This window comes from Saccharopolyspora ipomoeae (assembly GCF_029952525.1).
GTDB classification, from domain to species: Bacteria; Actinomycetota; Actinomycetes; order Mycobacteriales; family Pseudonocardiaceae; genus Saccharopolyspora; species Saccharopolyspora ipomoeae.
Genome location: NZ_JASAOF010000009.1, coordinates 99,997 through 125,403, shown reverse-complemented (window position 1 = coordinate 125,403; position 25,407 = coordinate 99,997). Strand labels below are relative to the sequence as shown.

Here is a 25,407-nt window from a genome sequence, read left to right as displayed (position 1 = left end):
CCGGGTCACGTTACCGGACAGGTGACGTGACCCGGCTGTTCCGGGGTCCAGGCGTCACCAGGCCGTGTAGCCTCCGTCGGCGACCAGGACGTGGCCGGTCACCGCGCTGGACGACGGTGCGGCCAGGAAGGCGACGACCTCGGCGATCTCGGTGGGTTCCATGAGCCTGCCCTGCGGCACCTGGGACTTCCACTGCGCGAGGGTCTCCGGGTTCTCGGCGCCCACCGCCTTGAGGATGTCGGTGTTGGCGTAACCCGGGGCCACCGCGTTGACCCGGATCCCCTCGCCCGCCCATTCGGCGGCCAGGGTTCTGGTCAGGCCGATGATGGCGGCCTTGGTCGCGTCGTAGCCGACGTGCACCTCCGGCCTGGTGGCCTTGAACCCGGCGATGGACGAGATGTTGACGATGGCGCCACCACGTCCTCGCATCGTCCGGCCGAACTCGCGGCACATCAGGAAAGTGCCGGTGAGGTTGATGTCCAGAGTGCGCTGCCACGCTTCGTCAGTCATGTCGAGTGTCGGGGCGTTGGTCGCGATCCCGGCATTGTTGATCACGATGTCGACCGGACCGGACTTCTCAGCCAGGCCGCTGACCGCCCGGGAGTCGGTGACGTCGAGCGGCTCGGCGGTGACCTCCATGCCCGTCACCGACGCGAGTTCCGATGCGCGTTCCCGGGCCGCGTCGGCCTGGACGTCGGCGATGATCACACGCGCGCCCTGCGCGGCGAGCTTGCGGGCCACGGCCGCGCCGATGCCCTGGGCTGCGCCGGTCACTACTGCGGTCTTGCCGTTGAGCGGGTTCATGCTGCTCGTCTCCTGGTGCTCGTGCGCTGTCACAGGTCCCACCAGCTTCGATCGTCGGCGTAGCCGCGCTTGAGGATCTCCACGACGGAGTCGTGGGTGAGTTCGCGGGGGTTGTTCGCCGTCAGCCGGGTCGCCTTCATCGCCTGTTCGGCTACGACCTCGAAGTGCTCGGGTCGCAGCCCGAGGTCGCGGAGGTTCAGCGGCACGTCCAGTGCGGCGAGGATCTCCTCGACCCGGACGATCGCGGCTCGGGCGCGAGCCACCTGGTCTGCGCCGGTGCCGACGCCGAGCACGTCGGCGATCTCGGCGAACTCCGGTTCCCGTGCGGGCAGGTTGTAGCGCATCACGTAGGGCAGGAGCGCGCCCACGCCGAAGCCGTGCGCGGTGTGGGTGAGGGCTCCGATTGGCGATTGGATGGCGTGGGCCGCGGCGGTTCCCGCGGTGTTGATGGCCATGCCGGCGCTCATCGCCGCCAGCATCGTGTCCGAGCGGGCACCGAGGTCGGTCAGGTCGGCGGCCAGCCGTTCCAGCGAGGTGTTGAGCAGACCGAGCCCCTGCCGGGCGTAGACATCGGCGAGCAGGTTCTTGCCCACGTAGAGGTGCTGCTCGATGTGGTCGGTACCGGGGTTCTTGGCGCGCGCGGTAAACGACTCGATGAGGTGCGACAGCGCGTCCGCACCGGTGGCGGCGGTGAGCCCCCGAGGACAGCTGATCGTGAGTTCGGGGTCAACCACGGCCGCGTGCGCCTCGAGGTACGGGCTGGCGATACCGACCTTCATGCCGAGATCGGCGTCGTAAACCACCGAGATGCAGGTGATCTCCGCGCCCGTCCCGCCGGTGGTCGGCACCGCGATCATCGGCAGCCCGGGGCCGGCGACGCGGTTCTCGCCGTAGAGGTCGCGCACGTCACCACCGCGGGCGAGCAGGATCGCGGCCACCTTGGCGAAGTCCAGGCAGCTGCCCCCGCCGACTCCGATGACGACGTCGACCGGGCTGCCGGAGAACCTGTCGACGACGCCGAGCAGGTTGTCCCTGGGCAGTTCGGCTTCGACCCCGTCGAACACCTCGACGGCGACACCGCTGTCGCGAAGGGCAGCGACGATCTCGGCGAACACCTCGCTGCTCGCCATGCGCTCGTCGGTGCAGATCAGCGCCCGGCCGCCGATGCCCCGCACGAGGTGCGGCAGCTGTGCCCGTTGTCCCGGGCCGAAGGCGAGGTGCTTGGGCTGCCGCAACAGTCCGAGCCCGATGTCGTTGGTGGTGCGCGTGCTCATCGGTTCATCACCCGCTTCTCGTCGACCGTGATCGCTAGGTACTTGGGTTCGAGGAACTCGTAGATGCCCTCGTGCCCGCCTTCCCGTCCGAGACCGGATTCCTTGATCCCGCCGAACGCGGCGGCGGGATCAGCCATGATGCCGCGGTTGATGCCGACCATGCCGAAATCCAGGCGTTCGGAGATCGCGAAGGCCGCGTTGAGGTCCCGGGTGAACACGTACGAGGCCAGTCCGTAGCGGGTGTCGTTGGCGAAATCCACGGCTTCCTCCGCACTGTCCACCGTGTACAGCGCGGCGACCGGCGCGAACAGCTCCTCGTTGCAGAACTCCCCGCCGCGCCCGGACACTCGCAGCACAGTGGGTTCGTAGAAGAACCCCTTCGCATCCAATTCCCGACCGCCGGTGAGGACTTCGGCACCCGCCTCCACGAACCGGGTCACCAGCGCTCCCACCCGCTCCAGCTGGGATTGCGTGATGATCGGGCCAACGTCGACCCCGTCGAATCCGTCCCCGACGCGCAACGCCTCGGCCCGCTCGACGAAACGCTCGGTGAACTCCTCAGCGATGTCGCGATGCAGGATGATTCGGTTCGCCGCGACGCACGCCTGTCCGGCGTTGCGGAACTTGCAGGCCACCGCCTGCTCCACGGCGTGCTCGATGTCGGCGTCGTCGAGCACGACGAACGGCCCGTCGCCACCCAGTTCCATCGACGAGTTGACGATGTTGCGTGCGGCTGCGCTCAGCAGCGTGCTCCCAACTCCCGTCGATCCGGTGAAGCTGATCTTGCGGAGCCGCGGGTCCGGCAGGACCGCCTCGGACACGGCAGCCGAATCGGTGGTGTGCACGAGGTTGACCACCCCGGCCGGAAATCCGGCGTCGTGCAGGACCTGGGTGAACAGCGCTGCGGTCAGCGGCGTTTCCTTCGCCGATTTCATCAGCACGGTGCAGCCGGCGGCCAGGGCGGCGCCGGCCTTGCGCGCGGCCATCAGCAGCGGGAAGTTCCAAGGCGTCACCAGGAAGCTGGGCCCCACCGGCTGGTGGGTCGTCACCACCCGATAGCCGCCGGTGGTGGCGTCGGAGTAGGTACCGTGCAGGTGGGCGATCTGCTCTGCGTACCAGCGGAAGAACCCGGCCGACAGCCCGAACTCCCCCTCGGCTTCGGCTCGCGGTTTCCCGGACTCCAGCACCATGACATCGGTGAAGGCGTCAACGCGCTCCAGCATCAGGGAGTGCGCGTGGTGGAACAGCTCGGCGCGTTGCCGTGGCGGTACCGACCGCCAGGCTTCCTGACTCGCGGCCGCCGCGTCGAGCCCGCGCAGCGCCTCGGCGGGTCCGCACTCGGCCACCTCGGCCAGAGGGTCGGCATCGCTGGGGTTGATCACGGCGAAGGCGGCATCGGTGGTGGTCCACCGGCCGTCGAGGTAGGCGCCGACCGGCACCCGGTGCCCGCGCAACGTCACGTGGTCGTCCAGGCGGCTCATCAGCGCTCACCTCCCTGGAACTCGCGGTAGCCGCCGGCGGCGACCTCGTCGCAGCGCTTGAAGTAGGCGTCCGCGCCGCCCATGTAGACGTTGAACTCGACAGGTTTGCCGGGGATGTTGGCCCCGATGAACCAGGCGTTGGCGTTCACGCCCTGGGCCATGATCGTGGACGAGCCCGCGCGCGAGACCTCCTCGGCCCACTCCTCCTCGGCGTCCTTGGTGGACTCCAGGCGCTCGATACCGTTGTCCGCGGCGAACTTCAGGGCAGCGGTGATCCACTCGACGCCTGCTTCGATCGCCACCGGCAGGTTCGCGTACGGGGTCTGAGGTCCGAGGATCATGAAGAAGTTCGGGAACCCGTGGACCCCGAGCCCCAGGTTCGTCTTCAGCCCGTCGGCCCACTTCTCCCTCAGCACCACACCGTCCCGGCCGACGATGTCGACGGCGGTGAGCGTACCGGTCATCGCGTCGAAACCGGTGGCGAAGATCAGCACGTCAAGCTCGTGGAGCCGGCCGTCGACCCGCACGCCCTGGGCGGTGATCTCCTCGATGCCGTTCTCGCGGATGTCGATCAGGTGAACGTTGTCGCGGTTGTAGGTCTCGTAGTAGCCGTGGCCGCCCGGCGGGCGCTTGCCGTTGAAGGGGTAGTCCTTCGGGCACAGCAGTTCCGCGGTCGCCGGGTCGTGCACGGTCTCCCGGATCTTCTTGCGGATGAACTCCGAGGCGTAGTGGTTCGACTCTTCGTCGAGCGCGAGGTCGTTGAAGGTCTCCAACATGAAGTGGAAGCCGCCCTCGCGCCACTTCTCCTCGAAGATCCGCTCGCGCTCAGCGGCGCTGACGTCCTTGGCGCCGTGGGCCGGGTTCTCGAACGGCACCGCGAAGATGTGCTCCCGCGCGCGCTTGAAGTTCTCCGGGTAGTTCTCGCGGACCTGGGCCATCCACTCGTCGTCGACCTCGTAGTTCGAGCTGGCGACGACGTAGTTGGGGGTGCGCTGGAAGACCAGCAGCTCGCCGGCCATCTCGGCGACCACCGGGACGATCTGCACACCGGACGCGCCCAGGCCGATGACGCCCACGCGCTTGCCGGACAGGTCGACCTCGCGGTCCTGCGGCCAGCGGGCCGTGTGGTAGCTCTCCCCCGCGAACGAGGCAGCGCCGGGGATGTCCGGCAGGTTCGGCTCGGCCAGCACGCCCATGCCGCTGATCAGGTAGGTCGCGGTGAGCGTCTGGCCAGCGTCGGTGGTGACGTCCCAGACGTTGCGCGCCTCGTCGTGCTCGGCGCGTTCGACCCGGGTGCGTAGCCGAATGTCCCGGTGGAGGTCGAGGCGTTCCGCGAGGAATTCCAGGTAGGCCTTCACCTCGGGCTGGGCCGGGTAGCGCTCCGACCACGTCCACTCGTTGCGGACCTCCTCGGAGAAGGAGAACGAGTAGTAGTAGAACTCGCTGTCGGTGCGCGCACCCGGGTAGGTGTTCCAGTGCCAGGTCCCGCCGACCCCGTCGGCGGAGTCGAGCACGACGGCCCGCAGCCCGATCTCGCGGCAGTGGTGCAGCATGGCCAGGCCGGAGAAACCGGCCCCGATCACGATCGCGTCGTAGTCCGCGTTGTTCTTCATCGTGGTTCCTTTCGAGTCGAGTTCAGCGGCCTGCGCGGTACCAGTCCGCGATCCTGCGGATCTCGACGTCGGCTCTCGGGTCGCGTCCGGCCATGAACGGGTAGACGTGCTGCATCCCGTCGCCGACGGTGAAGGTCACGTCCACGCCGTGCTTCTCGGCGAGCGCGTGCAGCTGCACGGCGTCGTCGAACAGCGACTCCGCCGAGCCCGCGTCGATGTAGAGGCGGGGGAATCCGGTGAGATCGGCGTGAAGCGGGTTGGCCAACGGGTTCGTCGCCGCGGTGGAACCGCCCAGATAGCGGTCGATGTTGGCCTGCAACCCCTCGCGCGTGATGAGGAAGTCGGTGGCGTCGTTCGACTCCAGCGTGCGACCGGTGTTCTCCATGTTCAGCCAGGGCGACATGGTGATCACCTGAGTCGGCAGATCTCGGCCCTCCTCCCGCAGGGATAGGACGATCGCGATCGCGAGGTTGCCGCCCGCGCTGTCACCCACCGGCGTAATGTCCTCGATGCGGTGCCCCTTCCCGAGCAGCCCGTCGACGACGGCCACGCCGTCCTGCAATCCCGTGGGGAACGGGTGCTCGGGCGCCAGCCGGAAGTCGGCCACGAACGCTCTCGTCCCGCACTCGCGGGCGAGGTGGCCTGCAAGTTTCCGGTGGCTCGACGGCGACCCCAGCGCGAACCCGCCGCCGTGCATGAACACCAGCACCTGCTCGACGTCGCAACCCTCGGGAAGGACCTCGATGCCCGGCACGCCGCCGACCTCGGTCTCGCGGTAGGTCACGTCCGGGGGTTCTGCGGTGGCGTTGTGCCAGTCGTCGAAGACCATCCGCAGCAGCTCGACGGACATCTCCGGGTCGCGGGTCATCTCCACCGCCCACTTGGCGTAGAGCTCCCCGAGCACATCGGTCGGGCGAATCGACGTCATCGTCTCCTCCTCCGCAGTTCCGCTTTCCACGGAGCACTCTCACGCGAATCGGAAGGGAGTTGGGCGAACCGTCGCAGAATGAAACACCGCATTCTCAAGGTGATTCACCGCTCGGCGACGCCTGGTCACCCGAACCGGGAGGGCGATGCGGAGGAGTTTCGCGCGCGAAGGACCGTCACGACGCACAGAAGCGCGACGGCCCGAACGGACCGCCGTCGACAGGACTTCCCGACCTGGTGAGCGGCTAGCTGATCAGCCTGTATGCCTTCATCTTGCGGTAGACGGTGGCGCGGGAGAGACCGAGGATCTGCGCCGCTTTCGCGCGATTGCCCTCGGTCTCCCGCAGCGCCTTGCGGATCGCCTCGAGCTCCACCCGCTCGATCATCGTCAACGACGGCGCGTTGCGCACCGCAGCGGGAAGATCACCCGGAACCACCGTGCCCGACTTTCCCGCGTCGGCGACCTGACCGACGACCGTGCGCAGCTCCTTGACGTTGCCGGGCCACTGGTAGGCGCCCAGCAGCCCCAGGGCCTCCCCGTCCGGCGTCACCGCCGGAAACGGCGCGAAGTGCTTCCACAACGCAGGCAGATCCGAGACCCGGTCCCGCAGCGGAGGCACCCACACGACCGGGACGTCGTACTTCAGCCCGAATGCGTCCGCGTCCTCGCGCGCTTCGGTCGTCAGCGTCACCAGGACCGAGCGTCGGTGGGGCGAGTCCCGCAGCACGGTCCGCATGCCGTCGAGGATCCGCGGTTCCAGGGTCTGCACCCCTCGGACCACCAGGTCCCGCCCGTTCTCCAGGCGCGCGGCGAGGTCCTGCAGCCACTGCCGACCGCCCACGACGTGGCGCTGCGCGGCGTCGACGACCTCGCGCCGAACCGGAGCGTCAGGTTCCGACGGGTGTCCCAGTGCCAGCGAGAGCTTCCCCGCCCCCGGTTCGCCTGCGATGATCAGCGGTTCGCCCGACGACCGGTACCGCTCGACGGCGCGCCGGGCGTCCAGCCACTCCGGTGCCCGGCCGACCAGCTGGCGCAGCACGCCGCCACTGCTCCGCGCCGACCCGGTCAACAGCCGTCCTGCCTGCGGCTCCTGAACGACCGCGACGCGGTTACCCGAGTCGACCGCGGTGACGTGCACGTGCGCGAGCCCGGTCGACAGCTCCACCGAGTACTTGCCGGTACCGATGCCGTCCGCGCACAGCCGGTGCAGCTGGCGCAGGTCCTCCCCCGCCAGACGCCCCGCCTGCGGGTTCTGGATCAGCAGGCCGGCAGGTCCGAACGCCACCACCGGCTCGGGCCGGGCCCGCGTGATCTCCAGGAACGTGTTGAACGCCCGCCGGGCGGCCGGTTCCTGCATCTCCAAGACGTGCTGCTCGAGCTGCTGGGTCACGGTGCTCAGCAGCGGTCGCAGCAAATCGGCCCTGGGCGTGACGTCGCAGGACAACGTGACCACCGCCAGCAGGTTCCCGGTCATCGGGTGCCGGACCGGAGCCCCGGTGCAGATCGCGTTGCGGTAGATGTCGGCGAAGTGCTCGACGCCCTGGATCTGCACTTCGCGCCCGGAGGCCGCCACGGTGCCCACCCCGTTGGTGCCGACGGCGTCCTCGGCAAGCACCGCACCCCGCACCGTACCGATCCGGTCGAGGTGGGCCGACGCGGCGCGGTCCCCGCACCAGCGGTGCAGGATCCGTCCGCGAGAGTCGGCCAGCAGGACGGCCAGCCCGGTGCCGGAGACCCCTTCGGCGAACCTGGTCAGCGGGTCGCGGAAGAGGTCCAGCAGGTGCGCGTCCAGCACTTCCTCGCTGACGCGCGGCACGTCCGCGACGTTCTCCGGCCTGCCCAGCGCGCTCCCCGAACGCCGCCACGACTCCACCAGCTGCGCGCTCTGCCCGGCCACCGACGCCGCCTGCGCCGAGAGCACCAGTTCCTTCGCCTTCTCGATGCGGTCGTACTCAGCGTTGTCCGGCACTGGCAGCTCCTCGTCACGTCGAACGCGCCGCCGAGATCCGTCCGGTCACCGTCATCCGCCCGGCCCGGCGACTGCGCTGTCGTTGACCGCAAGATACGCGTCGCGACCCGACCAGCACAGATGTGGCGAACCCGACTGTCTCAAAGTGAGACGCTCCGGCGGCGCCACCCACGCATTCGTTTCATTCTTCGCTGAATGGGCAGAGGTGATGAACGCGGCCGAGTCCGCTACTTAACGGTGAAGCCGGCGTCGACGGGCAGCGTCACGCCGGTGACGTAGCGGGCCTCGTCCGATACCAGCCACGCGATCGCGTTGCTGACGTCGACCGGTTCGACCATCTCCACCGGCAGGAGATTGGTCAGCGACACGGCGCTGTCCGGGAACTTCTCGAAGAACGCGGGCAGCGACTCGTTGACGATCATCGGCGTATTGACGCCGGTCGGGTGCACCGAGTTCACGCGGATCGAGTACTGCGCCAGCCAGTTCGCCCATGACCGCATGAGCCCGACGACGCCGTGCTTCGCGGCCGCGTAGCCGTCCCAGGAACCCGTGCCCGTGCCCGCTCGCCCCGAGAGTCCCTGGATCGAGCTCGTGAGCACGACCGAGCCGCCCTCTCCCCGCTCGATCATCGTCGGCACCGCGGCGTGAACCGTGTTGTACACACCGGCGAGGTTCACGGCAATGACGTCGTCGAAGACCGCGGCGGCATCGCGCTCCTCCGCCGAGTGCGGCGCGATGCCCGCGTTCGCGAGCACCACGTCGATCCGCCCGAACTCGGCGACCCCGTCGTCAACGACGGCACGCACGGCCGCGCGGTCCCGCACGTCCGCGACGCCCGTGACGATCCGCCTGCCGAGGCCTTCGACCGCCGCAACGGTCTTCTCGAAGTCCTCGGGTGTGGCCATGTCGTAGGGTACGCGCGGCATCTGCTCGACCAGGTCGAGTGCGATGATGTCGGCGCCCTCCTCGGCGAGCCGGATCGCGTGACTGCGCCCCTGCCCTCGTGCCGCTCCGGTGATGAAGGCGACCTTGCCTTCGAGCTTGCCACCCATTGCCGCATTCCCTTCGCGTGACGAACGGTGAACCCGCGCGTTTCCTTCCACTCCAGCTGTGAGTGGTTCAGCCCTTGTAGGCCGCGACCACGTCGCCGACGGCGGCGAGGTTGGCCATGCCCTGCGACGGGCTGGTGGCCGGGTCGATCCAGAGCGCGGCGCGCTCGACGCCCTGGGCCGCGTACTTCTCGAGCACGACCGGGTCCGGCGGCGCGGAGGCCACGGCGATGCTGATCGAATCGCGATCGCGGCCGACCTCGTCGACGATCTTCCAGAACTGCGGAATCGACTCCTCCAGGGTCGGGTCGTGCGGCGGCGGCACCACGTACCAGGTGTCGGCCCACTGGGCGGCGTGCCGCATCGTGGTCGGCCCCGCTCCTCCCAGGTAGATCTTGGGGCCGCGCGGCTGCGCGGGCTTCGGCCACGACCAGCTCGGGGCGAGCGAGGCTTCGGCCCCGTCGTAACTGGCCACCTCCTGGGTCCAGAGCGCCTGCATCACCTTGACCTTGTCCCGGATGATGCTGAACCGCTTCTTCCACACCACGCCGTGGGCCTCCGCCTCCTCGCGGTTCCAGCCGAACCCCACACCGCAGACCAGCCTGCCCTTCGAGAGGAGATCGAGAGTGGCCAGCTCCTTGGCCTTGGCGATCGGGTCGTGCTGAGCGAGCAGGCAGATCCCGGTGCCCAGGGTCAGGTTCCGGGTCGCCCCGGCGATCATCGACAGCGTCACGATCTGGTCGAGCGTGTGCAGGTAGAACGACGGCAGCTCGCCACCGCCGTAGGCGACCGGGTAGGCCGACTCGCGGGATACCGGGAAGTGGGTGTGCTCCGGCAGGAACAGCGAGTCGAATCCCCGGTCCTCAGCCGCTTGCGCGAATTCGACGGGATCGGGCCCGTCGTCGGTGAAGAAGTAGACACCGCCGAGCTTCATGATCGTCACCTTCCGAGCGTTCGATGTCGATTGCGGAATACGTGCACGCGTGAACCCCGGCTCGGTCCGCGTACCAGGACGCGAGGACCCGCTACCGGGTGGATGAGGGGAACCAGAGAACGGTCGCTCGTTCGGAACTTAAGGTCGCTGCCCGGCCCCGTCAAGATTTCCGCCCGACGCCACTTAGGCGAACAATCGTTCGCACGCGACCCGATTCGGTTGCACCGAGACACCATCCGACGATTCCCTTGAAAAACGAGCGCCCGTTCGTCTAGCTTCGAGCTACTCGGCCCGCCCGTACGCGCCCGCTACGCCGGGCCCCGGGGGCCCGGGACTCAGCGTGGAGAACCGGAAGGAGTGGGACCTGTGAAGACCAAAGCCGCCGTGATGTGGCAGAGCACCGGGAACTTCGAGATCACCGAACTGGAGCTGGACCCGCCCAAGGCCGGCGAGGTCCTCGTCCGCTACGACCACGCGGGGTTGTGCCACTCGGACGAGCACCTCCGGCACGGAGACCTGGTGATCGAACCTCCCATGGTGGGCGGCCACGAAGGTGCCGGTGTCGTCGAGGAGGTGGGCCCGGGCGTCACCCACGTCAAGCCGGGCGACCACTTCATCAGCTCGTGGATGCCGCAGTGCGGGCGATGCCGGTTCTGCCTGATGGGCAAGTCGAATTTGTGCGACAACGGTGCGTTCCTCATGCAGGGCACGATGCTCGACGGCACCCAGCGCCTGCACGGCCGCGGCAAGGGCATGGGCGGGGTCGACGTGCTGGGCACGTTCTCGCAGTGGAACGTCATCCCAGACTCGTCGCTGGTCGTCGTCGAGCCCGACGTGCCGCTCGACGTGCTGGCGATCGCGGCCTGCGGCGTCCCGACCGGCTGGGGCTCGGCGGTCTACGCGGCCGACACCCGTCCCGGCGACACCACCGTCGTCTACGGGGTCGGCGGGATCGGCATCAACGCCGTGCAGGGAGCCGCCCACGCAGGTGCGGAGATGGTCGTGGCGGTCGACCCGGCACCGTTCAAGCGGGAGATGGCGCTCAAGCTGGGAGCCACCCACGCCTTCGCCGACGCCGCTGAGGCTCACGAGTTCGTGTGGAGCGAGACGCGCGGACAGGGCGCCGATTCCTGCATCGTCACCGTCGGGCTCGTCGAACCGCAGGTCGTCTCGGACGCCTTCGCGCTGGTCCGCAAAGCGGGCACGGTCGTGGTGACCGCGCTGGCCAATCCCGAGACCAAGCTGGAGATCCCGAGCCTGGAGCTCACCCTCTACGAGAAGCGGCTCGTGGGCAGCCTCTTCGGCTCCGGCGCACCGCACGTCGACATCAAGAAGATCGTCCAGCTCTACCAGAAGGGCCAGCTCAAGCTCGACGAGCTGATCACCAGCCGCTACCCGCTCGAAGGCGTCAACCAGGGCTACGACGATCTTCTCGCCGACAAGAACATCCGCGGAGTCCTCGACATCGAACACTGAGGTGGACAGCATGACCGACACCGATCTCGCCGACCTGACGCGCCGGATTACCCGGCTCGAAGACGTCCGGGCGATCGAACAACTGAAGTTCCGCTACGCCGCCTTCTGCGACGACGGTTACGACCCCGACGGCATCGCGAGCTGCTTCGCCGACGACGGACGTTGGGTCGTCGACGGCGAGGGCGGATCGATGGTGGGCCACGAGGAGATCAAGGCCCACTTCCGCGCCCTGTCGAAGAAGATCAGCTGGGCGCTGCACCACGTGCTCAACCCACAGGTCGAGCTCGACGAGGACGGCCGCACCGCCACCGGGCACTTCTACCTGCTGTGCCTGTGCACGATCGAGAGCCTCGACGACCCGACGGAGAAGGACCCCGTCCTCATCACGATCCACTACACCGACCAGTTCGTGAAGCGCGACGGTCGCTGGTACTTCCAGGAACTCCTCGGCAAGACCCACCAGGTCTCCAACTGGGACCAGGGCTGGGTCAAGCAGCCGCTGCGCGGGTGATCCGGAGCGGTCCGCACCACGAGGTCCCCAGCACGGTCGAACCAGTCCAGCGGAAGGAGTTCCATGACCACACCCGAACACGGCCGGCTCGCGGGCAAGGTCGCGCTCATCACCGGAGCGGCCCGCGGCCAAGGACGCTCGCACGCGGTCACCCTCGCCGAGCACGGCGCCGATGTCGTCCTCGTCGACGCCGTCCGACCGATCGACGGGGTCGGCTACCCGCTGCCCTCGTCCTCCGAGCTGAAGGCGGCGGCCCAGGCCGTCGAGGCTCTGGGCCGCCGCGCGGTGGTCGTGGAGGCCGATGTCCGCGACGAGGAGCTCGCCCCCGCGGTCGACGACGCGGTGGAACGGCTCGGCGGTCTCGACGTGGTCGTGGCCAACGCCGGCGTGCTCGGCTCCCCTAAGCCGTCCTGGGAGCTGACCCGCGACGAGTGGTCCACCGTCATCGACATCAACCTCAGCGGGGTGTGGCAGACGACCAAGGCCACCGTCCCGCACCTGATCGCCGGTGGCCGCGGCGGATCGGTCATCGCGATCAGCTCGATCGCGGGACTGCGCGGCATCCCCAACGTCGCCCAGTACTGCGCCGCCAAGCACGGCGTCGTCGGCCTTGCGACCGCGCTGGCCAACGAGGTCGCCGAGCACGGCATCCGCGTCAACACCATCCACCCCACCAACGTGCGAACACCGATGATCGACAACCCGGTTTCGGCCAAGATCTTCCGGCCCGATCTCGACCAACCCACCCTCGACGACGGTGCCGACGTGCTGCGCCGCATCAACATGCTGCCGCAGCCGTGGGTGGAGATGAACGACGTCTCGCAGGCCGTGCTGTGGCTCGCCTCCGACGAGTCGCGCTACATCACCGGCACCGCGCTCCCGGTCGACGCCGGGATGCTCAGCAAGTACGCCGGTTGAGCATCCGGCCACCGCACATCCCAGCCGCTCTCCGGCGAATGCGAGGAACCACCATGTCAGACACCAGACCCGTGCGCACCATCGCCTTGTTCAGCCGCAAGCCCGGCATGTCCTTCGCCGAGTTCTGCGACTACTGGCGGGAGCAGCACGCTCCGCTCGCCGCCGAAGTGCCGGGCGTGACCCGGTACGTCCAACGCCACATCGTTCCGCAGGGCGACCTCTCCGAGCCCGACAACTCCTTCGGCGTCGACGGGATCGCCGTCCTCGACTACGAGAGCCCCGAGGCGATGGAAGCCGGGTGGGCGTCCGAGGCCGGTCAGCGCGCGCTCGCCGACATCGAGAACTTCATCGGAGATCACCACGTCGTCGTGCTCGAAGACCACGTCGTCGTCGGAGACTGAAGACCGCGTGCCGGGGTCGTGGCCTTCACGACCCCGGCACCGGGGTTCACCAGGTGAACACGATCTTCCCCGCGGAAGCCGCGTCCGCCTCCTTGAGCATCGTCTCGAACTCGGCGATCGGGACCACCTTGTCCACAGTGGTCATGAGGTCGATCTCGTGCTGCCGCACGAAGTCGAGCATCTCGGGCCAGTCGGCGACGTCGTAGAGCCAGGATCCCTTGATGGTCACCTGCTTGAGCACGACCTCGGGCACCGGCCCCACCGACGTCTCGTGCCCCAGTCCCACGAGGACGACCGTTCCCCTGGGCTTGACGGCCGAGACCAGGATCGCGTGCACGGCACCGACCCCGGTGGTGTCGATGATCGCGTCGGGCCCGTCGCCGCCGGTCACGCTCCGGACCGCCTCGACCACGTCGGAGCGCGCGCCGTCGACGACCGTCGCTCCGACCCCCTCGGCGACCTCGCGCCGGCCCTCGGAGATGTCCACCCCGATGACCTTCATGCCGAGCGCGCGGGCGATGAGCACGCAGTTGAGTCCGACGGGACCGAGCCCCCACACCGCGAGCGTGCCCCCGGGGAAGCTGAAGGCGTTGCGAACCGCGCCCCACGCCGTCCCGAAGTTGCAGCTCAGGACCGATCCCTCCGGGTAGGAGAAGTCCTCGGGCAGCGGCAGCACCTGGCCTGCGGGGACGAGGACGTGATCGGCGTTCGAACCGTCTCGGCCGAAGGTCATGCTGTTGTCGGGTTCGGTCGCCCCGGGGCACGCCTTGTAGTCGCGCTCGTGGCACGAGCCGCACTCGCCGCACCCGCCCACGTGGTAGACGACGACGCGCTCGCCGACCGTCGGCCACGCGACGCCGTCGCCGACGGCGACCACCTCACCGACGGGCTCGTGCCCGCTGACGACCGCGGCGAACGGCGCGCGGTCCTGCTTCGGGGCCCGGTAGCCGTGCAGGTCCGATCCGCACACCGACGACGTGCCCGACTTGATGAGCACCTCTCCCGGCCCGGGCGACGGCGTGGGCCGTTCCACGACCGCGACCTCCCTGCCACCGGGAAATGCGTAGCCCTTCATCGACATCCTTCCGAATCGTTCGTTCATCGCTGCGCTGCCCGGCCACCTCGAAGGGCAGCCGGGCAGCGCAACGACCGGTCTTGACGTTCCTCGGCCTCAGGAGTGCTGGATGAGCTTGTACTCCAGGAACGCCCCCAGCCCCTCGAGGTTTCCCTCCCTGCCGAGGCCGGACTGTTTGTAGCCGCCGAAGGGCTGGTCGATCCGCATGGCCCAGCCGTTGATGCAGATCTGGCCAGTGCGCACCTGGCGCGCGACGCGCTCGGCGAGCGCGGTGTCCTCGGCGTAGACCGCGCCGGAGAGCCCGTAGTCGGAGTCGTTGGCGATGGCCACGGCCTCGTCGATCCCGTCGAAGGGGATGAGGCACATGACCGGCCCGAAGATCTCCTCCCGGGCGATGCGCATGTCGTTGCGCACGTCGGCGAACAGCGTCGGCGCCACGTACCAGCCGCGCTCCAGGCCTTCCGGCCGCGCACCGCCGGTGATCAACCTGGCGCCTTCCTCGACGCCGAGGCGGACATAGCTCTCCACCCGCTCCCGCTGCTGCTCGCTCACCAGCGGCCCGAGGTCGGTCCCCTCCTCGAACGGACTGCCGACGGAGTAGGACTCCATCTCCCCGGCGATCGCCTCGGCGAACTCCTGCTGGCGGTGCCGCGGCACCAGGACTCGCGTCAGAGCAGCGCACACCTGACCGGAGTTGATGACCCCGGCCTGCACGAGCGAGGGCACCACGTCGCCGACGGGAACGTCATCAGCGACGATGGCGGCCGATTTTCCACCGAGTTCCAGGGAAACCCGGGCGATGCGCTCACCGCAGATGCTCATGATCCGCTTGCCCGCGGCGGTGCTGCCGGTGAAGGAGACCTTGTCCACGTCGGGGTGCCGGACGAGGTGTTCGCCCACCTCCCGCCCGGCGGGCACCATGCTGACCACACCCTCGGGAAGCCCGGCGGCTTCGATGGCTTCCGCGAGGATCAGCGTGCTCAGCGGAGCCTCGGGAGAGGGCTTGAGCACGACAGTGCAGCCGGCGGCGAGCGCGGGGGCGTACTTCATCGACGCCTGCGCCACCGGGCCGTTCCACGGGATGATCGCGGCCACGACGCCCACAGGCTCCCTGACCAGGACCCCCTCACCGTCTCCCCAGCTCCGCTTCTCCTCGAACGCGGCTCGCTGGTGCACGGTGATCGCGTCGTCCCACGCGGCCAGCGCGTTCTGGTGGAACGCCTTGCTCACCCCAGCAGGAGCGCCGACCTCGGCGCTGAACGCGTGCTCCATGTCCTCGACGCGAGCGGCGACCTCGTCCCGGATGCGCGAGAGGTATCCCGCCCGTTCCGCCGCGCTCATCCTCGGCCACGGACCGTCGTCGAAGGCCCGCCGCGCGGCCGCCACGGCGGCGTCGACGTCCGCAGGAGACGCCGACGGCACGGTCGCGATCACTTCCTCGGAGCTCGGCGAGACGACCGACAGCGTCTCCTCGCTCACGGGGTCGACCCACCGCCCTCCGATGAACAGCTTGGAGAAGCTCCTCAACCCCACGTCCTGCCTCGTACTCATGATGATGTCCCCTCACGGATGCCAAAGTCCGGCTGTGACAATGAAAAGGGCCGCTCAGACGAGCTTTCTGAAAACAGAAAAACAAACGACCGTTCGCTTGACCCTAAGGTCAGGCTGCTCTTCTCGTCAATCCCGCGAGATCCGGCTCAACTGGACCATTGGACTGAACGAACAGGACTGTGGGCGTCCGACGTCGCCGAACGCCCACAGCCAACAACCGGGCACATCGCCGCTGGTGGCAGGATCACGTCGTCAAGTTCCTCGCACACGCCGCAGCCATGGCACCCTCGCACCACCATCTCCAATCCCGCGGAGGACCGCGGCGACCGCGATCGCCACCGCCTGGATGAGGATCTGGATCGAGGATGGTGCCCCGAGCGTGAGAACGAGCTGGCCCAGCTGCGAGAGGAACAGGGCGGCGACGGCACTGGCGACCACACTGCCGCGCCCCCCGGTCAGCGGTGTGCCGCCGATGATCACGGCGGCGATGACCGGAAGCAGGTAGGGATCACCGACCGTGGTGGCGGTGGTCTTCAGGTAGCCCGCGAGCAGCACACCGGCCAAGGCCATGCACAGCGAGCCGACGACGTAGGCGCCGACGACGTAGCGGTTCACCGCGACACCGGCGGCCCGCGCGGCGGAGGGATTGGCGCCCACTGCGACGAACCGCCGCCCGGCGACGGTCTTGCGCGCCAAGACCGCCAGCACCACCACGACCAGGAGCGCCACCCACACCACGACCTGCTGCCCGAGGAACTTGGTAGAGACGAACTCGCTCAACGCGGGCGGTGCTGTGGCCGGTGACCCGCCAGAATAGGCCTGCAACGCACCGAGCAACAACGCGTTGACAGCCAACGTGCTGATCAGCGGCGTGATGGCGAGCTTGGCCACGAGCAAGCCGTTGGCCAATCCGACCACCACCGCGACGGCTGCCACCACGCCCAGCGTGACGGCCAGCGAAGTCCCGTTTCGGGCGTGGAAGACGCCGAGCGTGACGGCCGCCAGGCTGATGTTACCCGGAACGGAGAGATCCAGGCCTCGTTGTTGGATCACGAGTGTCTGACCTGCGGCGGCGATGGCGAGCACCGCGGCGAACGGCACCATGGACAGCAGCGAGGTCGGTGACAGCGTCTGCGGAGCGACCAGACCGCTCACCGCGAACAGAAGTCCGGTGACGATCAGGATGGAGCGAACCGGACCGCCCCACCTCGCCCGTGCGAGGGTCCCTTTCTGCGTTGGTGCAGACGCGTCCGCCAGGTCGGTGGAGTCGGGCGCGCGGACGGCATCGGAATTTCTCTGCATCGTCATCCCTTCACCACGACCCGCTGTCGGCTCTTCGAGTAGGCGGCGACCGCAACGATCGTGAGCAGGCCCTGCAGGTAGTACTGCCACGCCGTGGACAGGTTCAAGAACGTCGTCACCGACGCCGCTTCCTGCACCAGCAATGCCCCCAGCAGCACACCTGCGAACGAGCCACGACCGCCGTAGAGGCTGACGCCACCGATGACCACCGCACTGATACTGGCCAGCGTGTAGCTGGTTCCGGCCGACGGATCTCCCGACCCGACCTGGGCCAGCAACGTCACCGACGCAACACCAACCAGCAGGGAGGATCCGACGTAGGCCGCCAAACGGACGTGCGTGGGCCGGATGCCGTTGATCCGTGCCCGCTCCGCGTCCGAGCCGGCGGCCCGCAACGCGATGCCGGGCTTGCTGCGCACCAGCAGCCAGGCCAGTGTGCCGCTGAGCACGACCGCGACCAGGAAGGTCACCGGCACCGGCCCAACCAGAGCGCTCAGGGGATCGGTGATCTGTGCGCTGATCAGCCCGCCCGGTACCGGGCGCAACAACAGCGACAGCGCCTGCAACGCCATGTACGTCACCAGGGTCGCGACCATGGGATGCAGTCGGACCATGTCCACCAGCGCCCAGTTCACCACGCCCACCGCGACGGGTATCGCGATGAGCAGCAGCCAACCCGTCAGCTGACCGACGACCGGTGTTCCATCGACGAGGAAGAACGATTCGACCACGACCAGGAATCCCATGAGCGGACCGACGGACAGATCGATACCACCCGTGAGCATCACTGTCGCCTGTGCGAGCGCGACCAGGCACAACGTCGCCACCAGCGCCAGTGAACTCGAGACGTTCAACGGCGCCAGGAACAGGTCGTTCAGCATCTGGGCGTAGGTCGCCAGCCCGACGAGCGCGAGCGCGACCAGCACGACAGGTGCGGTGTCGGCGGCCAACCAGTTCCACACGGGCGCCGACGACCGCTTGCGGCTTTCGCGCTCGCTCGTCGCGGTGAGGAGCCCTTGCGTGATGTTCTCCTCCGTGACCTCGGCACCGGACAGCTCTTCGACGAGCTGGCCACGGGAGAAGACCACCACGCGATCGCACAGGCCCGCGAGCTCGGTGGCATCCGAGGAGAGCACCACGGTGGCCATGCCGGTGTCCCGCGCCCTGTCCCGGAGCAACTGGTAGATCTCGGCTCGAGCACCGACATCGACTCCCTGCGTGGGTTCGTCGACGAGCAAGACCGCCGGCTCGCTGCTCAACGCGCTCGCCAGGACCGTCTTCTGCTGGTTTCCACCCGACAGGGCGTCGATGGGCGTATCCTGGTCCGCGGTCTTGACGGCGAACTCATCGATCGTCCGGCCGACGAACTGCCGTTCCCGCCGGCCCGAGACGAACCCTGCCCGGCTGAACCGGCGCAGGCTCCGCAGTGCGAGGTTCTCCCGCACACCGAGACCGGTGATAACCCCTTCACGGTGGCGGTCTCCGGGCACCAAGCAGATCCCTGATCGCGCCGTCCTCGAGGTCGACCCAGCGCTGACGGGCTCTCCGTCCACCTCGATCACGCCGGCGGTTCGGCCGAAGCCCGCGATCGCTCGCAGGAACTCGCGCTGACCGTTTCCCTCGATGCCGGCGAGGCCAACGACCTCACCCGCCGCGACGCGCAGATCCGTCGCGACGAAGTTCGCTCCCGAAAGGCCCTGCACGGACAGCCTCTTCGAGCCCGCATCGAGAACCGAGCCCTTCTCCGGAAACGTCGTCTTCAGATCACGTCCGACAATGAGGTTCACGATGTCTGCTTCGGACAGCTCCGCAGCCTCGTGAGTTCCCTGACAGCGACCGTCCCGCAGAACGGTGATCCGATCCGCTATCCGCCTGATCTCCCTGATCCGGTGCGAGATGTAGACGACGGAACAACCCGCCGCGACCCGTTCAGCGATGGTCGCGAACAACCGCTCGACGTCCGCACCACCCAGGTGCTCGGTCGGCTCATCAAGGACCAGCACTCGTGGCTCGGCCGCAAGGGCCCGACAGATCTCGACCACGAACCGCTGCTCCGGAAGGAGCTGCTCGACGCGAACCGTCGGGTCGATCGTCGGTTCGCCATGCCAGACAGCCAAATGCCTGGCAGCCCAACTCGTGAGATTCGCGATCTTGGGACGCTGCGCTTCGGAGACGCCGAAGTACATGTTCTCGGCCACGGTGAGGTCAGGGAGCAACGCCGGCTCCTGGTGCACGATCGCCAGTCCGAGACGCCGAGCGAGCTGCGGTGATGCCGACGAGAGCGCCTCACCACAGATGCGAACGGTGCCGCTGTCCGCGGCGCGCGCACCGGAGACGATCCCCATCAGCGTGGATTTGCCCGCACCGTTCTCCCCGACGATTCCGTGAACCTCGCCCGGCGCGACGGTCAGGTCAACCGCGTCCAATGCGGTCACACCGGGGTAGGTCTTGGTGACGCTGTCCGCTTCGAGAACCCATTTGCCACGATCTGCCATGATCTCGTCTCCCCTCTACTGCGCTGCCGCGCGCAGCTGCTCGAGAGGAAGCGACGACGAGAGATCGACATCCGGAGGCAACGACGGATCGCACTTGGGCGGTTTCCCGTTCACCGTGTCGACGACAACGGGGATGTTCACCCATCCCGGTTCCGGATCAGCCGAACCTCCGGCCACAGCAACAGCCTTGCGCAGCGCGATCCGCCCGATGGACGTCGTGCCGTCCAATGACAGGAACGGGAAATTGCCCTTCTCCCACTGACATCCGTTGATGTTTCCACTCGCGTTGGTCGCCAGCGCCGGCATCGGAAGATTCGCCTCCGCGTAGGCGTCCAGCACGCCGGTATCGGTCAGTCCGTAGTCGGACACCACCGCTTCGATCCGGCCGTGCTGCGCCAGCAGCCCCGCCATCACACGCTTCTTCTGCCCGGTGTCCCAGTTGGTGTCGACCACTTGGTCGGAGACCAGTTGGAGATCCGGGTACTTCCGCAGGGCCTCCTTCAGCCCGGAGAAGAACTGCTGGCTCGAGGCCGCACCAGGAGAGCCCCCGAGGAAGACGACCTTCCCCTTGCCCACCGTCTTCGCCAGCCATTCGGCCTGGACGGCCCCGACGTGCTTGGTGTCCTCGAAGGCAAAGTCCTGATAATCCGTGCCCTGCGTTCCACCGGGGTTGGAGATCAGCGGGACGATCGCGACACCCGCACGCATCGCGGCGCGCATCGACGGTAGCTGTGCCGCACCGAATTCCGGCTGGACGACGATGGCTTTGACCCCTTGGGCGACCAAGCCGTTGAGGTCGGAGATCGCCTTCTGCTGGTTGCCCTGCGCGTCGGTGAACACCACGTCGGTGATCGTGGGGCACTTAGATGCCTCCGCCTTGATCTCCGCCAGAGTGATCTTGGTCCAGGTGTTGGAGGTCCCCTTCGCATAGCCGACCTTCATCGGCTGCTTCGGGCAGAACGGCATGATGTCGCCGTCGGTGCCCGACACGGCACGCGCGTCGGACTGCGCCGGTTGACCGGCACCCGGCGAGTTCGTGGTAGTTGACGCGCACGAGGAGACCGCTAGCCCTGAAGCGGCCAGTAGAGCGAGTCCTCCGAGCACGTGACGTGTCAGCACCATTGCTGCCTCTTTCGGGAGAGTACGAGCGTTTGTTTTGTGACTGCCATCTCACTGGCGCCGCGGCAGGAGAAGTAAAAGCGAACGAGCGTACGTCTGTCAATGCTCGGCGAGGCGTCGATCCCACAGGCACGCGGAACCATGAAGGCGACCGAGTTCTTTACCGATCACCTCGCCCGAGACCCTCGACCAAGCACCGTCAGTGCCCACAGCCGTGAACGCTCGTGAGACGAAAGCCCGCTGTCTTCTTCGCCGTCGGTTTCATGGCCATCTCACGGTGCCGCCGCTACCGCCAAGCCTTCGCGGCTCCACAATAGACCCGCCAGCACATGAATTGGTTACTCGCTGCGGTCGCAATCAAAAAAGGCCATGCGGAGATCCCCGCACATGAAACGGAGTCGCGCGGACGGCGGACGGCATCACCGATGCAAAACCGGAGAATGCGGGTCGGTGCAAGGTACAGCGGATCCACGTGCTGAGGCACCCCACCGCAGCCTGACAGGCCGTAGTTGACCGGCGGAGTCAGTCGCACCACGCGCGGAGGTGCCCCACCGAGGAGCAGTCGTCTCCGTCGAGGCGCCGCACATCGTGGCGGACGCGGATGTCAAAGCCGTGTGGGAATCGGTCCGTCATCCGTGAGACGTGATCCGCCGGTCCCCTGCTCATCCGGGTGCGTCTTTGCGCGGCGGGCCGTCCTCGGACGCGAGCACAGCCTGCACGGTATCGGCGATCATCATTTCCAGCAGGTCCCTCCCCTGCTCGGCGGTGGCGCCCGCGGGGTCGCCGAGCACACCGTTGGGCGAAACCGCGATCACGCCGCCGTCGATCATCGCGGGGAGGATCTCGGCGAGCGGGCCGGTGTTTCCCGCTTCGGCGAGTTCGACGCGCACCGAGTTGGGGTGCAGATGAAGCATCAACGAGGTTTCCGTGCAGCCGGCGTGCAGATCGACCTCCTCGGTCCGGCACGGCAACCACGCCACCTCATGCCCCTCGCGGACGAGTTGCGTGACCGCGAGGGTGAGCGCGCGGGCGTTGCCGCCGTGGGCGTTCACCAGCACCACACGCGGCACCCAGGTGCGGGCGGAGCGGACCAGCTCGACCACCATGTGCTGCAGCACCTCGGTACCGATCGAGAGCGTGCCCGCAAAGTGCTGGTGCTCGCCGCTGGATCCCAGCGTGAGAGCGGGTGCGACCCAGGTGGTGACACCGTGCTCGGCGAGCCGGGCCGCCGTGCCGTTGGCGACTGCGACCGCGATCGCGGTGTCGGTGTCCAGCGGCAGGTGCGGACCGTGCTGTTCGAGCGAGCCGACCGGAACCAGCAACAGGTCGCCCCCGGCTTGCTGCCAGGTCGCGTCGGCCAACGTCGTGCCGGTCACTGTTGGGCGGCCAGGTGGGCTTTCGCGGGGAGGCCGAGCTCGTGGTGGAAACCGTCCGGCACCAGCAGGTGCTCCGGGGAAAGCTCATGGACGGACCCGACCGCCAAGCCTCGCAACGCGGAGTCGACACCGCCGCGGAGTGCGTCGAGGACGTTCTCAACTCCGGCCTGTCCGTTGGCCGCCAGCCCCCACAGGTAGGCCCGGCCGATGAGGATGGCCTTGGCACCGAGAGCGAGTGCTTTGACCACGTCGGAGCCGCGACGGACTCCGCCGTCCATGACGACGTCGATCTGGTGACCCACGTGGTCGGCGATCGGCTTGACCATCCGGATTGCTGCCGGTGTGCCATCGAGATTGTTGCCGCCGTGGTTGGACACCGAGATGCCGTCCACACCGGAGTCGACCGCCCGCAGCGCGTCATCGACCCGGCAGACTCCTTTGAGCACGAACGGGGTGCCGGAGATCTGTCGCCACTGCTCGCACATCCACGCCACGTCGTCCCAGGTGGGCGGCGGAGTGGTCATCCACTCGTAGTAGGCACCGAAGAACGTCGGGGCCTGACCGCCTGGAGGAGCGAGGTTGGGAGCGGTGAGGTCGGGGAGCTCGCCCGTACGGCCGAACTGCCACAACCAGCGCAGCTTTGGCGCCACCTTGGGAGCCAAGCGCACCATGGTCTTGAGGTCCACCTTCTCCGGGATCTCCGGGCTGCCCCAGTCACGCCCCATCGAGAACGACCAGTCCAACGTGGCGATCAATCCCTTGACACCGGCATCGTGGGCCCGGGTCATGCGCTGAATCATGGTGGCGCGGTCGCCGGTCCAGTACATCTGGAAGAAGGTGTTCGCACCCGTCGCAGTCACTTCCTCCACCGACTTCGACGCGAAGTTCGACAGACCCATGACCGTGCCACGGGCAGCCGCCGCCCGGGCTACCGCCACCTCACCGTCAGGGTGCACCGCCTGCACGCCCGTCGGACTGATCAGCACCGGAAACGAGACGTCCTGGCCGAACACACGCGTGGCCATGTCCCGTTCCGAAACCTGGCCGACCACGTGCGGCGCCATCCCGATTTCAGCGAACGCAGCCTGGTTGTCCTCGATCGTCTGACCGCGCTCGCTGCCCGCCACCAACGCGCCGTACACCGGAGCGGGCAACCGCCTGCGGGCACGCTCCTGCGCCACCGCCACAGACTCGAACCAGGGGTTCTGCTTCCAGGGGTTTTCCAACTTCGACAGCCACGCTGGTTTCATGGACACGGTTCTCTTCCCTACGTCTGCGAACTGCGAATCAGTTGTTCGGGTTGAAGCCGGCCAGCGGGTTCTCCGCGCAGGCGGACATCGGTGGCGATGGCGGGACGATCGCGGCCTCAAGGTCGTCAGGCCGCCGCCCCAGCTGCAGCATCACCGGCTGGTTGCGGGTCGGGGCTTTCTTCGAGTGATCCTGGCTGGCGGCCGGGACGGCTCGGTCCTGCGCGAGCGCGGCTTCGCCGTGGCCCCGCACGCACTCCGGGTCCGGGCCGTCCAGCGGCAGCCCGGTGAAGAACTTCGCCGCCATGCAACCGCCACGGCAGGAATCGAAGAACTCGCAGCTGCTGCACGCACCCCCGGTCTGCGGCGACCGCAGTTCGGTGAAGAGCGGGGACGTCTGCCACACCCGCTGGAACCCGCCGTCGGCCAGCAGGTTTCCGGCGTGGAACTCGTCGTGGATGGCGAACGGACACGCGTAGACATCGCCGATCGGGTCGATCAAGCACACCACCCGGCCTGCACCACACAGGTTCAATCCCGGCAGCGACTCACCGAAGGCAGCGAGGTGGAAGAACGAGTCACCGGTCAGAACGTTTTCGCCGTGCGCCATCAGCCAGTCGTAGAGAACCCGCTGCTGCTCCGGCAAGGGGTGCAGCTCGTCCCACACGTCGGCTCCACGGCCAGACGGGCGAAGCCGGGTGAGCCGCAGCGTCGCGCCGTACCGGTCAGCGATCGCCTTGAACTCGTCTAGCTGGCCGATGTTCTCGCGCGTGCAGACCACCGAGATCTTCGCGTCCCGGAAACCGGCAGCCTGCAAGTTCTCCAGCGCGCCGATCGCGGTGTCGAACGAGCCGGGACCACGGACGTAGTCATTGACCTCCGCGGTGGCGCCATCGAGGGAGACCTGGACGTCGACGTAATCGGTCGACGCCAGGAAGCGCGCACGCTCGGGTGTGATCCGGACGCCGTTGGTGGAGAACTTCACTCCGACGTAGTGGTCGACCGCGTACTGCAGCAGCTCCCAGAAGTCCGGGCGGATCGTCGGCTCGCCACCACCGATGTTGACGTAGAACACCTGCATCCGCGCCAACTCGTCGATGACCGCCTTGCACTGCTCAGTGGTGAGCTCACGCGGATCCCGGCGACCGCTGGACGACAGGCAGTGCGCGCACTCCAGGTTGCAGGCGTAGGTCAGCTCCCACGTCAAGCAGATCGGGGCATCGAGGCCGAGCTCGAACTGGTTGATCAGGGGGCCGCCGACCGGGCGGTCCGAAGCCTCAACGGCGCTCTCAGGGGCGAGGGTCATGCTGCTCCTCTCCGTTCTCCATGGTCCGGCGGCGAATCATGTCGGCCGTGGCGAGGCCGCGCAGCGCCGCGGCGTACGCCGGGTGATGTCGCTCCGGGATACCGGCGGCTGCCAGGGCACATCGGACATCCGGGTGCTCGGCGAGCCCACGAACGACCTCCACCAGCTCAGGCCGCTTGAGGAACGTCAGCTTGCGGTTGCCGAAGTGGTAGGCCAGGGCACCGAAAGGCTCGGGGCGCAGAGCCACCGCCGGCGACAACGTCCAGGGCTCGTCGAGCATCTCGGTCATCTCAGTAGACGCCGCACATGCCGTCGATGGAGACCTCCTCGATGAGCTCCTCCACCACCAGCTCGGAGCTGACGTCCCTCTGCTGATCATCTGCAGATGCCATGACTGTTCCTTTCCACGGGAACGAGAGGGTCAGTACGCCCCACCCGCCCCTTATCGAGTTCCTCGGACCAACAACCGGCATATGTGCCCCTGCACGAGGCGATCCACCACCGCGTTGCAGTTCTGTGGGACCGGGCGCCGCGGGGAACTGACGCCTCCCGCGGCGCTCGGGGTCAAAGAGACCGCG

The 25,407-nt window shown here is 68.0% G+C and carries 22 protein-coding genes; 4 read left to right on the top strand and 18 right to left on the bottom strand.

Annotation, left to right across the window (positions count from 1 at the left end; translation table 11 throughout):
• Window positions 1–54: 54 nt before the first annotated feature.
• The 8 genes from QFW96_RS16295 to QFW96_RS16260 form a co-directional block, all read right to left on the bottom strand.
• Window positions 55–846 (bottom strand): SDR family NAD(P)-dependent oxidoreductase, encoded by a 792-nt coding sequence (locus QFW96_RS16295; protein ID WP_281456500.1) that lies wholly within the window; start codon window positions 844–846, stop codon window positions 55–57.
• A complete protein-coding gene (locus QFW96_RS16290) occupies window positions 834–2,078 on the bottom strand; it encodes an iron-containing alcohol dehydrogenase (protein WP_281456499.1) in 1,245 nt (414 codons plus the stop codon). The genes QFW96_RS16295 and QFW96_RS16290 overlap by 13 nt, the downstream gene beginning before the upstream one ends.
• Window positions 2,075–3,559 carry an NAD-dependent succinate-semialdehyde dehydrogenase gene (locus QFW96_RS16285; protein WP_281456498.1) on the bottom strand — a complete coding sequence of 495 codons (1,485 nt, stop codon included), beginning with the start codon at window positions 3,557–3,559 and terminating at the stop codon, window positions 2,075–2,077. The genes QFW96_RS16290 and QFW96_RS16285 overlap by 4 nt, the downstream gene beginning before the upstream one ends.
• The gene (locus tag QFW96_RS16280; RefSeq protein WP_281456497.1) at window positions 3,559–5,172 is read right to left on the bottom strand and encodes a flavin-containing monooxygenase; all 1,614 of its coding nucleotides are present in this window, start codon (window positions 5,170–5,172) and stop codon (window positions 3,559–3,561) included. Before QFW96_RS16280 ends, QFW96_RS16285 begins: the two co-directional genes overlap by 1 nt.
• Before the next feature lie 22 nt (window positions 5,173–5,194).
• Window positions 5,195–6,100, bottom strand: a complete 906-nt coding sequence (locus QFW96_RS16275; protein ID WP_281456496.1) for an alpha/beta hydrolase — start codon at window positions 6,098–6,100, stop codon at window positions 5,195–5,197.
• 244 nt (window positions 6,101–6,344) lie between these two features.
• A complete protein-coding gene (locus QFW96_RS16270; RefSeq protein WP_281456495.1) occupies window positions 6,345–8,069 on the bottom strand; it encodes a sigma-54-dependent Fis family transcriptional regulator in 1,725 nt (574 codons plus the stop codon).
• 227 nt (window positions 8,070–8,296) lie between these two features.
• Entirely contained in the window at window positions 8,297–9,172 is an 876-nt protein-coding gene (locus QFW96_RS16265) for a mycofactocin-coupled SDR family oxidoreductase (protein WP_343231392.1), read from the bottom strand.
• Between the two features lie 16 nt (window positions 9,173–9,188).
• Entirely contained in the window at window positions 9,189–10,052 is an 864-nt protein-coding gene (locus QFW96_RS16260) for an LLM class F420-dependent oxidoreductase (protein ID WP_281456494.1), read from the bottom strand.
• A gap of 366 nt (window positions 10,053–10,418) precedes the next feature.
• Between QFW96_RS16260 and QFW96_RS16255 the strand changes: the two genes are divergently transcribed.
• The 4 genes from QFW96_RS16255 (at window position 10,419) to QFW96_RS16240 (ending at window position 13,358) form a co-directional block, all read left to right on the top strand.
• A complete protein-coding gene (locus QFW96_RS16255; RefSeq protein WP_281456493.1) occupies window positions 10,419–11,528 on the top strand; it encodes an NDMA-dependent alcohol dehydrogenase in 1,110 nt (369 codons plus the stop codon).
• 10 nt (window positions 11,529–11,538) lie between these two features.
• Window positions 11,539–12,039 carry a nuclear transport factor 2 family protein gene (locus QFW96_RS16250; protein WP_281456492.1) on the top strand — a complete coding sequence of 167 codons (501 nt, stop codon included), beginning with the start codon at window positions 11,539–11,541 and terminating at the stop codon, window positions 12,037–12,039.
• Window positions 12,040–12,102: 63 nt separating this feature from the next.
• Window positions 12,103–12,957 carry a mycofactocin-coupled SDR family oxidoreductase gene (locus tag QFW96_RS16245; RefSeq protein WP_281456491.1) on the top strand — a complete coding sequence of 285 codons (855 nt, stop codon included), beginning with the start codon at window positions 12,103–12,105 and terminating at the stop codon, window positions 12,955–12,957.
• 53 nt (window positions 12,958–13,010) lie between these two features.
• Window positions 13,011–13,358: an EthD domain-containing protein gene (locus QFW96_RS16240; protein WP_281456490.1), complete on the top strand. Its 348-nt coding sequence runs from the start codon at window positions 13,011–13,013 to the stop codon at window positions 13,356–13,358.
• A gap of 46 nt (window positions 13,359–13,404) precedes the next feature.
• On the opposite strand, the gene QFW96_RS16235 is transcribed toward QFW96_RS16240, so the two are convergent.
• From QFW96_RS16235 to mftA, 10 genes are all read right to left on the bottom strand, one after another.
• Window positions 13,405–14,433, bottom strand: a complete 1,029-nt coding sequence (locus QFW96_RS16235) for a zinc-dependent alcohol dehydrogenase (protein ID WP_281456489.1) — start codon at window positions 14,431–14,433, stop codon at window positions 13,405–13,407.
• A gap of 96 nt (window positions 14,434–14,529) precedes the next feature.
• Window positions 14,530–15,984 (bottom strand): aldehyde dehydrogenase, encoded by a 1,455-nt coding sequence (locus QFW96_RS16230; RefSeq protein ID WP_281456488.1) that lies wholly within the window; start codon window positions 15,982–15,984, stop codon window positions 14,530–14,532.
• Between the two features lie 252 nt (window positions 15,985–16,236).
• Window positions 16,237–17,088: an ABC transporter permease gene (locus tag QFW96_RS16225; RefSeq protein ID WP_281456487.1), complete on the bottom strand. Its 852-nt coding sequence runs from the start codon at window positions 17,086–17,088 to the stop codon at window positions 16,237–16,239.
• 200 nt (window positions 17,089–17,288) lie between these two features.
• The gene (locus QFW96_RS16220; protein ID WP_281456486.1) at window positions 17,289–19,781 is read right to left on the bottom strand and encodes an ATP-binding cassette domain-containing protein; all 2,493 of its coding nucleotides are present in this window, start codon (window positions 19,779–19,781) and stop codon (window positions 17,289–17,291) included.
• 15 nt (window positions 19,782–19,796) lie between these two features.
• A complete protein-coding gene (locus QFW96_RS16215) occupies window positions 19,797–20,771 on the bottom strand; it encodes a substrate-binding domain-containing protein (protein WP_281456485.1) in 975 nt (324 codons plus the stop codon).
• 791 nt (window positions 20,772–21,562) lie between these two features.
• Complete coding sequence (mftE, locus tag QFW96_RS16210; RefSeq protein WP_281456484.1) at window positions 21,563–22,276, bottom strand: mycofactocin biosynthesis peptidyl-dipeptidase MftE; 714 nt, start codon at window positions 22,274–22,276, stop codon at window positions 21,563–21,565.
• Window positions 22,273–23,526, bottom strand: coding sequence for a pre-mycofactocin synthase MftD (gene mftD, locus QFW96_RS16205; protein WP_281456593.1), 1,254 nt, complete (start codon window positions 23,524–23,526; stop codon window positions 22,273–22,275). The genes mftE and mftD overlap by 4 nt, the downstream gene beginning before the upstream one ends.
• Before the next feature lie 37 nt (window positions 23,527–23,563).
• On the bottom strand, window positions 23,564–24,829 hold the full coding sequence (mftC, locus tag QFW96_RS16200; protein ID WP_281456483.1) for a mycofactocin radical SAM maturase: 1,266 nt from the start codon (window positions 24,827–24,829) through the stop codon (window positions 23,564–23,566).
• Window positions 24,813–25,118: a mycofactocin biosynthesis chaperone MftB gene (gene mftB, locus QFW96_RS16195; protein WP_343231391.1), complete on the bottom strand. Its 306-nt coding sequence runs from the start codon at window positions 25,116–25,118 to the stop codon at window positions 24,813–24,815. Before mftB ends, mftC begins: the two co-directional genes overlap by 17 nt.
• A 1-nt stretch (window position 25,119) precedes the next feature.
• Window positions 25,120–25,221: a mycofactocin precursor MftA gene (mftA, locus tag QFW96_RS16190; protein ID WP_281456482.1), complete on the bottom strand. Its 102-nt coding sequence runs from the start codon at window positions 25,219–25,221 to the stop codon at window positions 25,120–25,122.
• Between the last annotated feature and the right edge of the window lie 186 nt (window positions 25,222–25,407).

Excerpts from the sequence above, each read along its gene's own strand:
- QFW96_RS16290 (WP_281456499.1), bottom strand. The coding sequence starts at position 2,078 with ATGAGCACGCGCACCACCAACGACATCGGGCTCGGACTGTTGCGGCAG.
- QFW96_RS16285 (WP_281456498.1), bottom strand. The coding sequence starts at position 3,559 with ATGAGCCGCCTGGACGACCACGTGACGTTGCGCGGGCACCGGGTGCCG.
- QFW96_RS16280 (WP_281456497.1), bottom strand. The coding sequence starts at position 5,172 with ATGAAGAACAACGCGGACTACGACGCGATCGTGATCGGGGCCGGTTTC.
- QFW96_RS16275 (WP_281456496.1), bottom strand. The coding sequence starts at position 6,100 with ATGACGTCGATTCGCCCGACCGATGTGCTCGGGGAGCTCTACGCCAAG.
- QFW96_RS16260 (WP_281456494.1), bottom strand. The coding sequence starts at position 10,052 with ATGAAGCTCGGCGGTGTCTACTTCTTCACCGACGACGGGCCCGATCCC.
- QFW96_RS16250 (WP_281456492.1), top strand. The coding sequence starts at position 11,539 with ATGACCGACACCGATCTCGCCGACCTGACGCGCCGGATTACCCGGCTC.
- QFW96_RS16245 (WP_281456491.1), top strand. The coding sequence starts at position 12,103 with ATGACCACACCCGAACACGGCCGGCTCGCGGGCAAGGTCGCGCTCATC.
- QFW96_RS16240 (WP_281456490.1), top strand. The coding sequence starts at position 13,011 with ATGTCAGACACCAGACCCGTGCGCACCATCGCCTTGTTCAGCCGCAAG.
- QFW96_RS16235 (WP_281456489.1), bottom strand. The coding sequence starts at position 14,433 with ATGAAGGGCTACGCATTTCCCGGTGGCAGGGAGGTCGCGGTCGTGGAA.
- QFW96_RS16230 (WP_281456488.1), bottom strand. The coding sequence starts at position 15,984 with ATGAGTACGAGGCAGGACGTGGGGTTGAGGAGCTTCTCCAAGCTGTTC.
- QFW96_RS16225 (WP_281456487.1), bottom strand. The coding sequence starts at position 17,088 with ATGGTGCCGTTCGCCGCGGTGCTCGCCATCGCCGCCGCAGGTCAGACA.
- QFW96_RS16220 (WP_281456486.1), bottom strand. The coding sequence starts at position 19,781 with ATGGCAGATCGTGGCAAATGGGTTCTCGAAGCGGACAGCGTCACCAAG.
- mftD (WP_281456593.1), bottom strand. The coding sequence starts at position 23,526 with ATGAAACCAGCGTGGCTGTCGAAGTTGGAAAACCCCTGGAAGCAGAAC.
- mftC (WP_281456483.1), bottom strand. The coding sequence starts at position 24,829 with ATGACCCTCGCCCCTGAGAGCGCCGTTGAGGCTTCGGACCGCCCGGTC.
- mftB (WP_343231391.1), bottom strand. The coding sequence starts at position 25,118 with ATGACCGAGATGCTCGACGAGCCCTGGACGTTGTCGCCGGCGGTGGCT.
- mftA (WP_281456482.1), bottom strand. The coding sequence starts at position 25,221 with ATGGCATCTGCAGATGATCAGCAGAGGGACGTCAGCTCCGAGCTGGTG.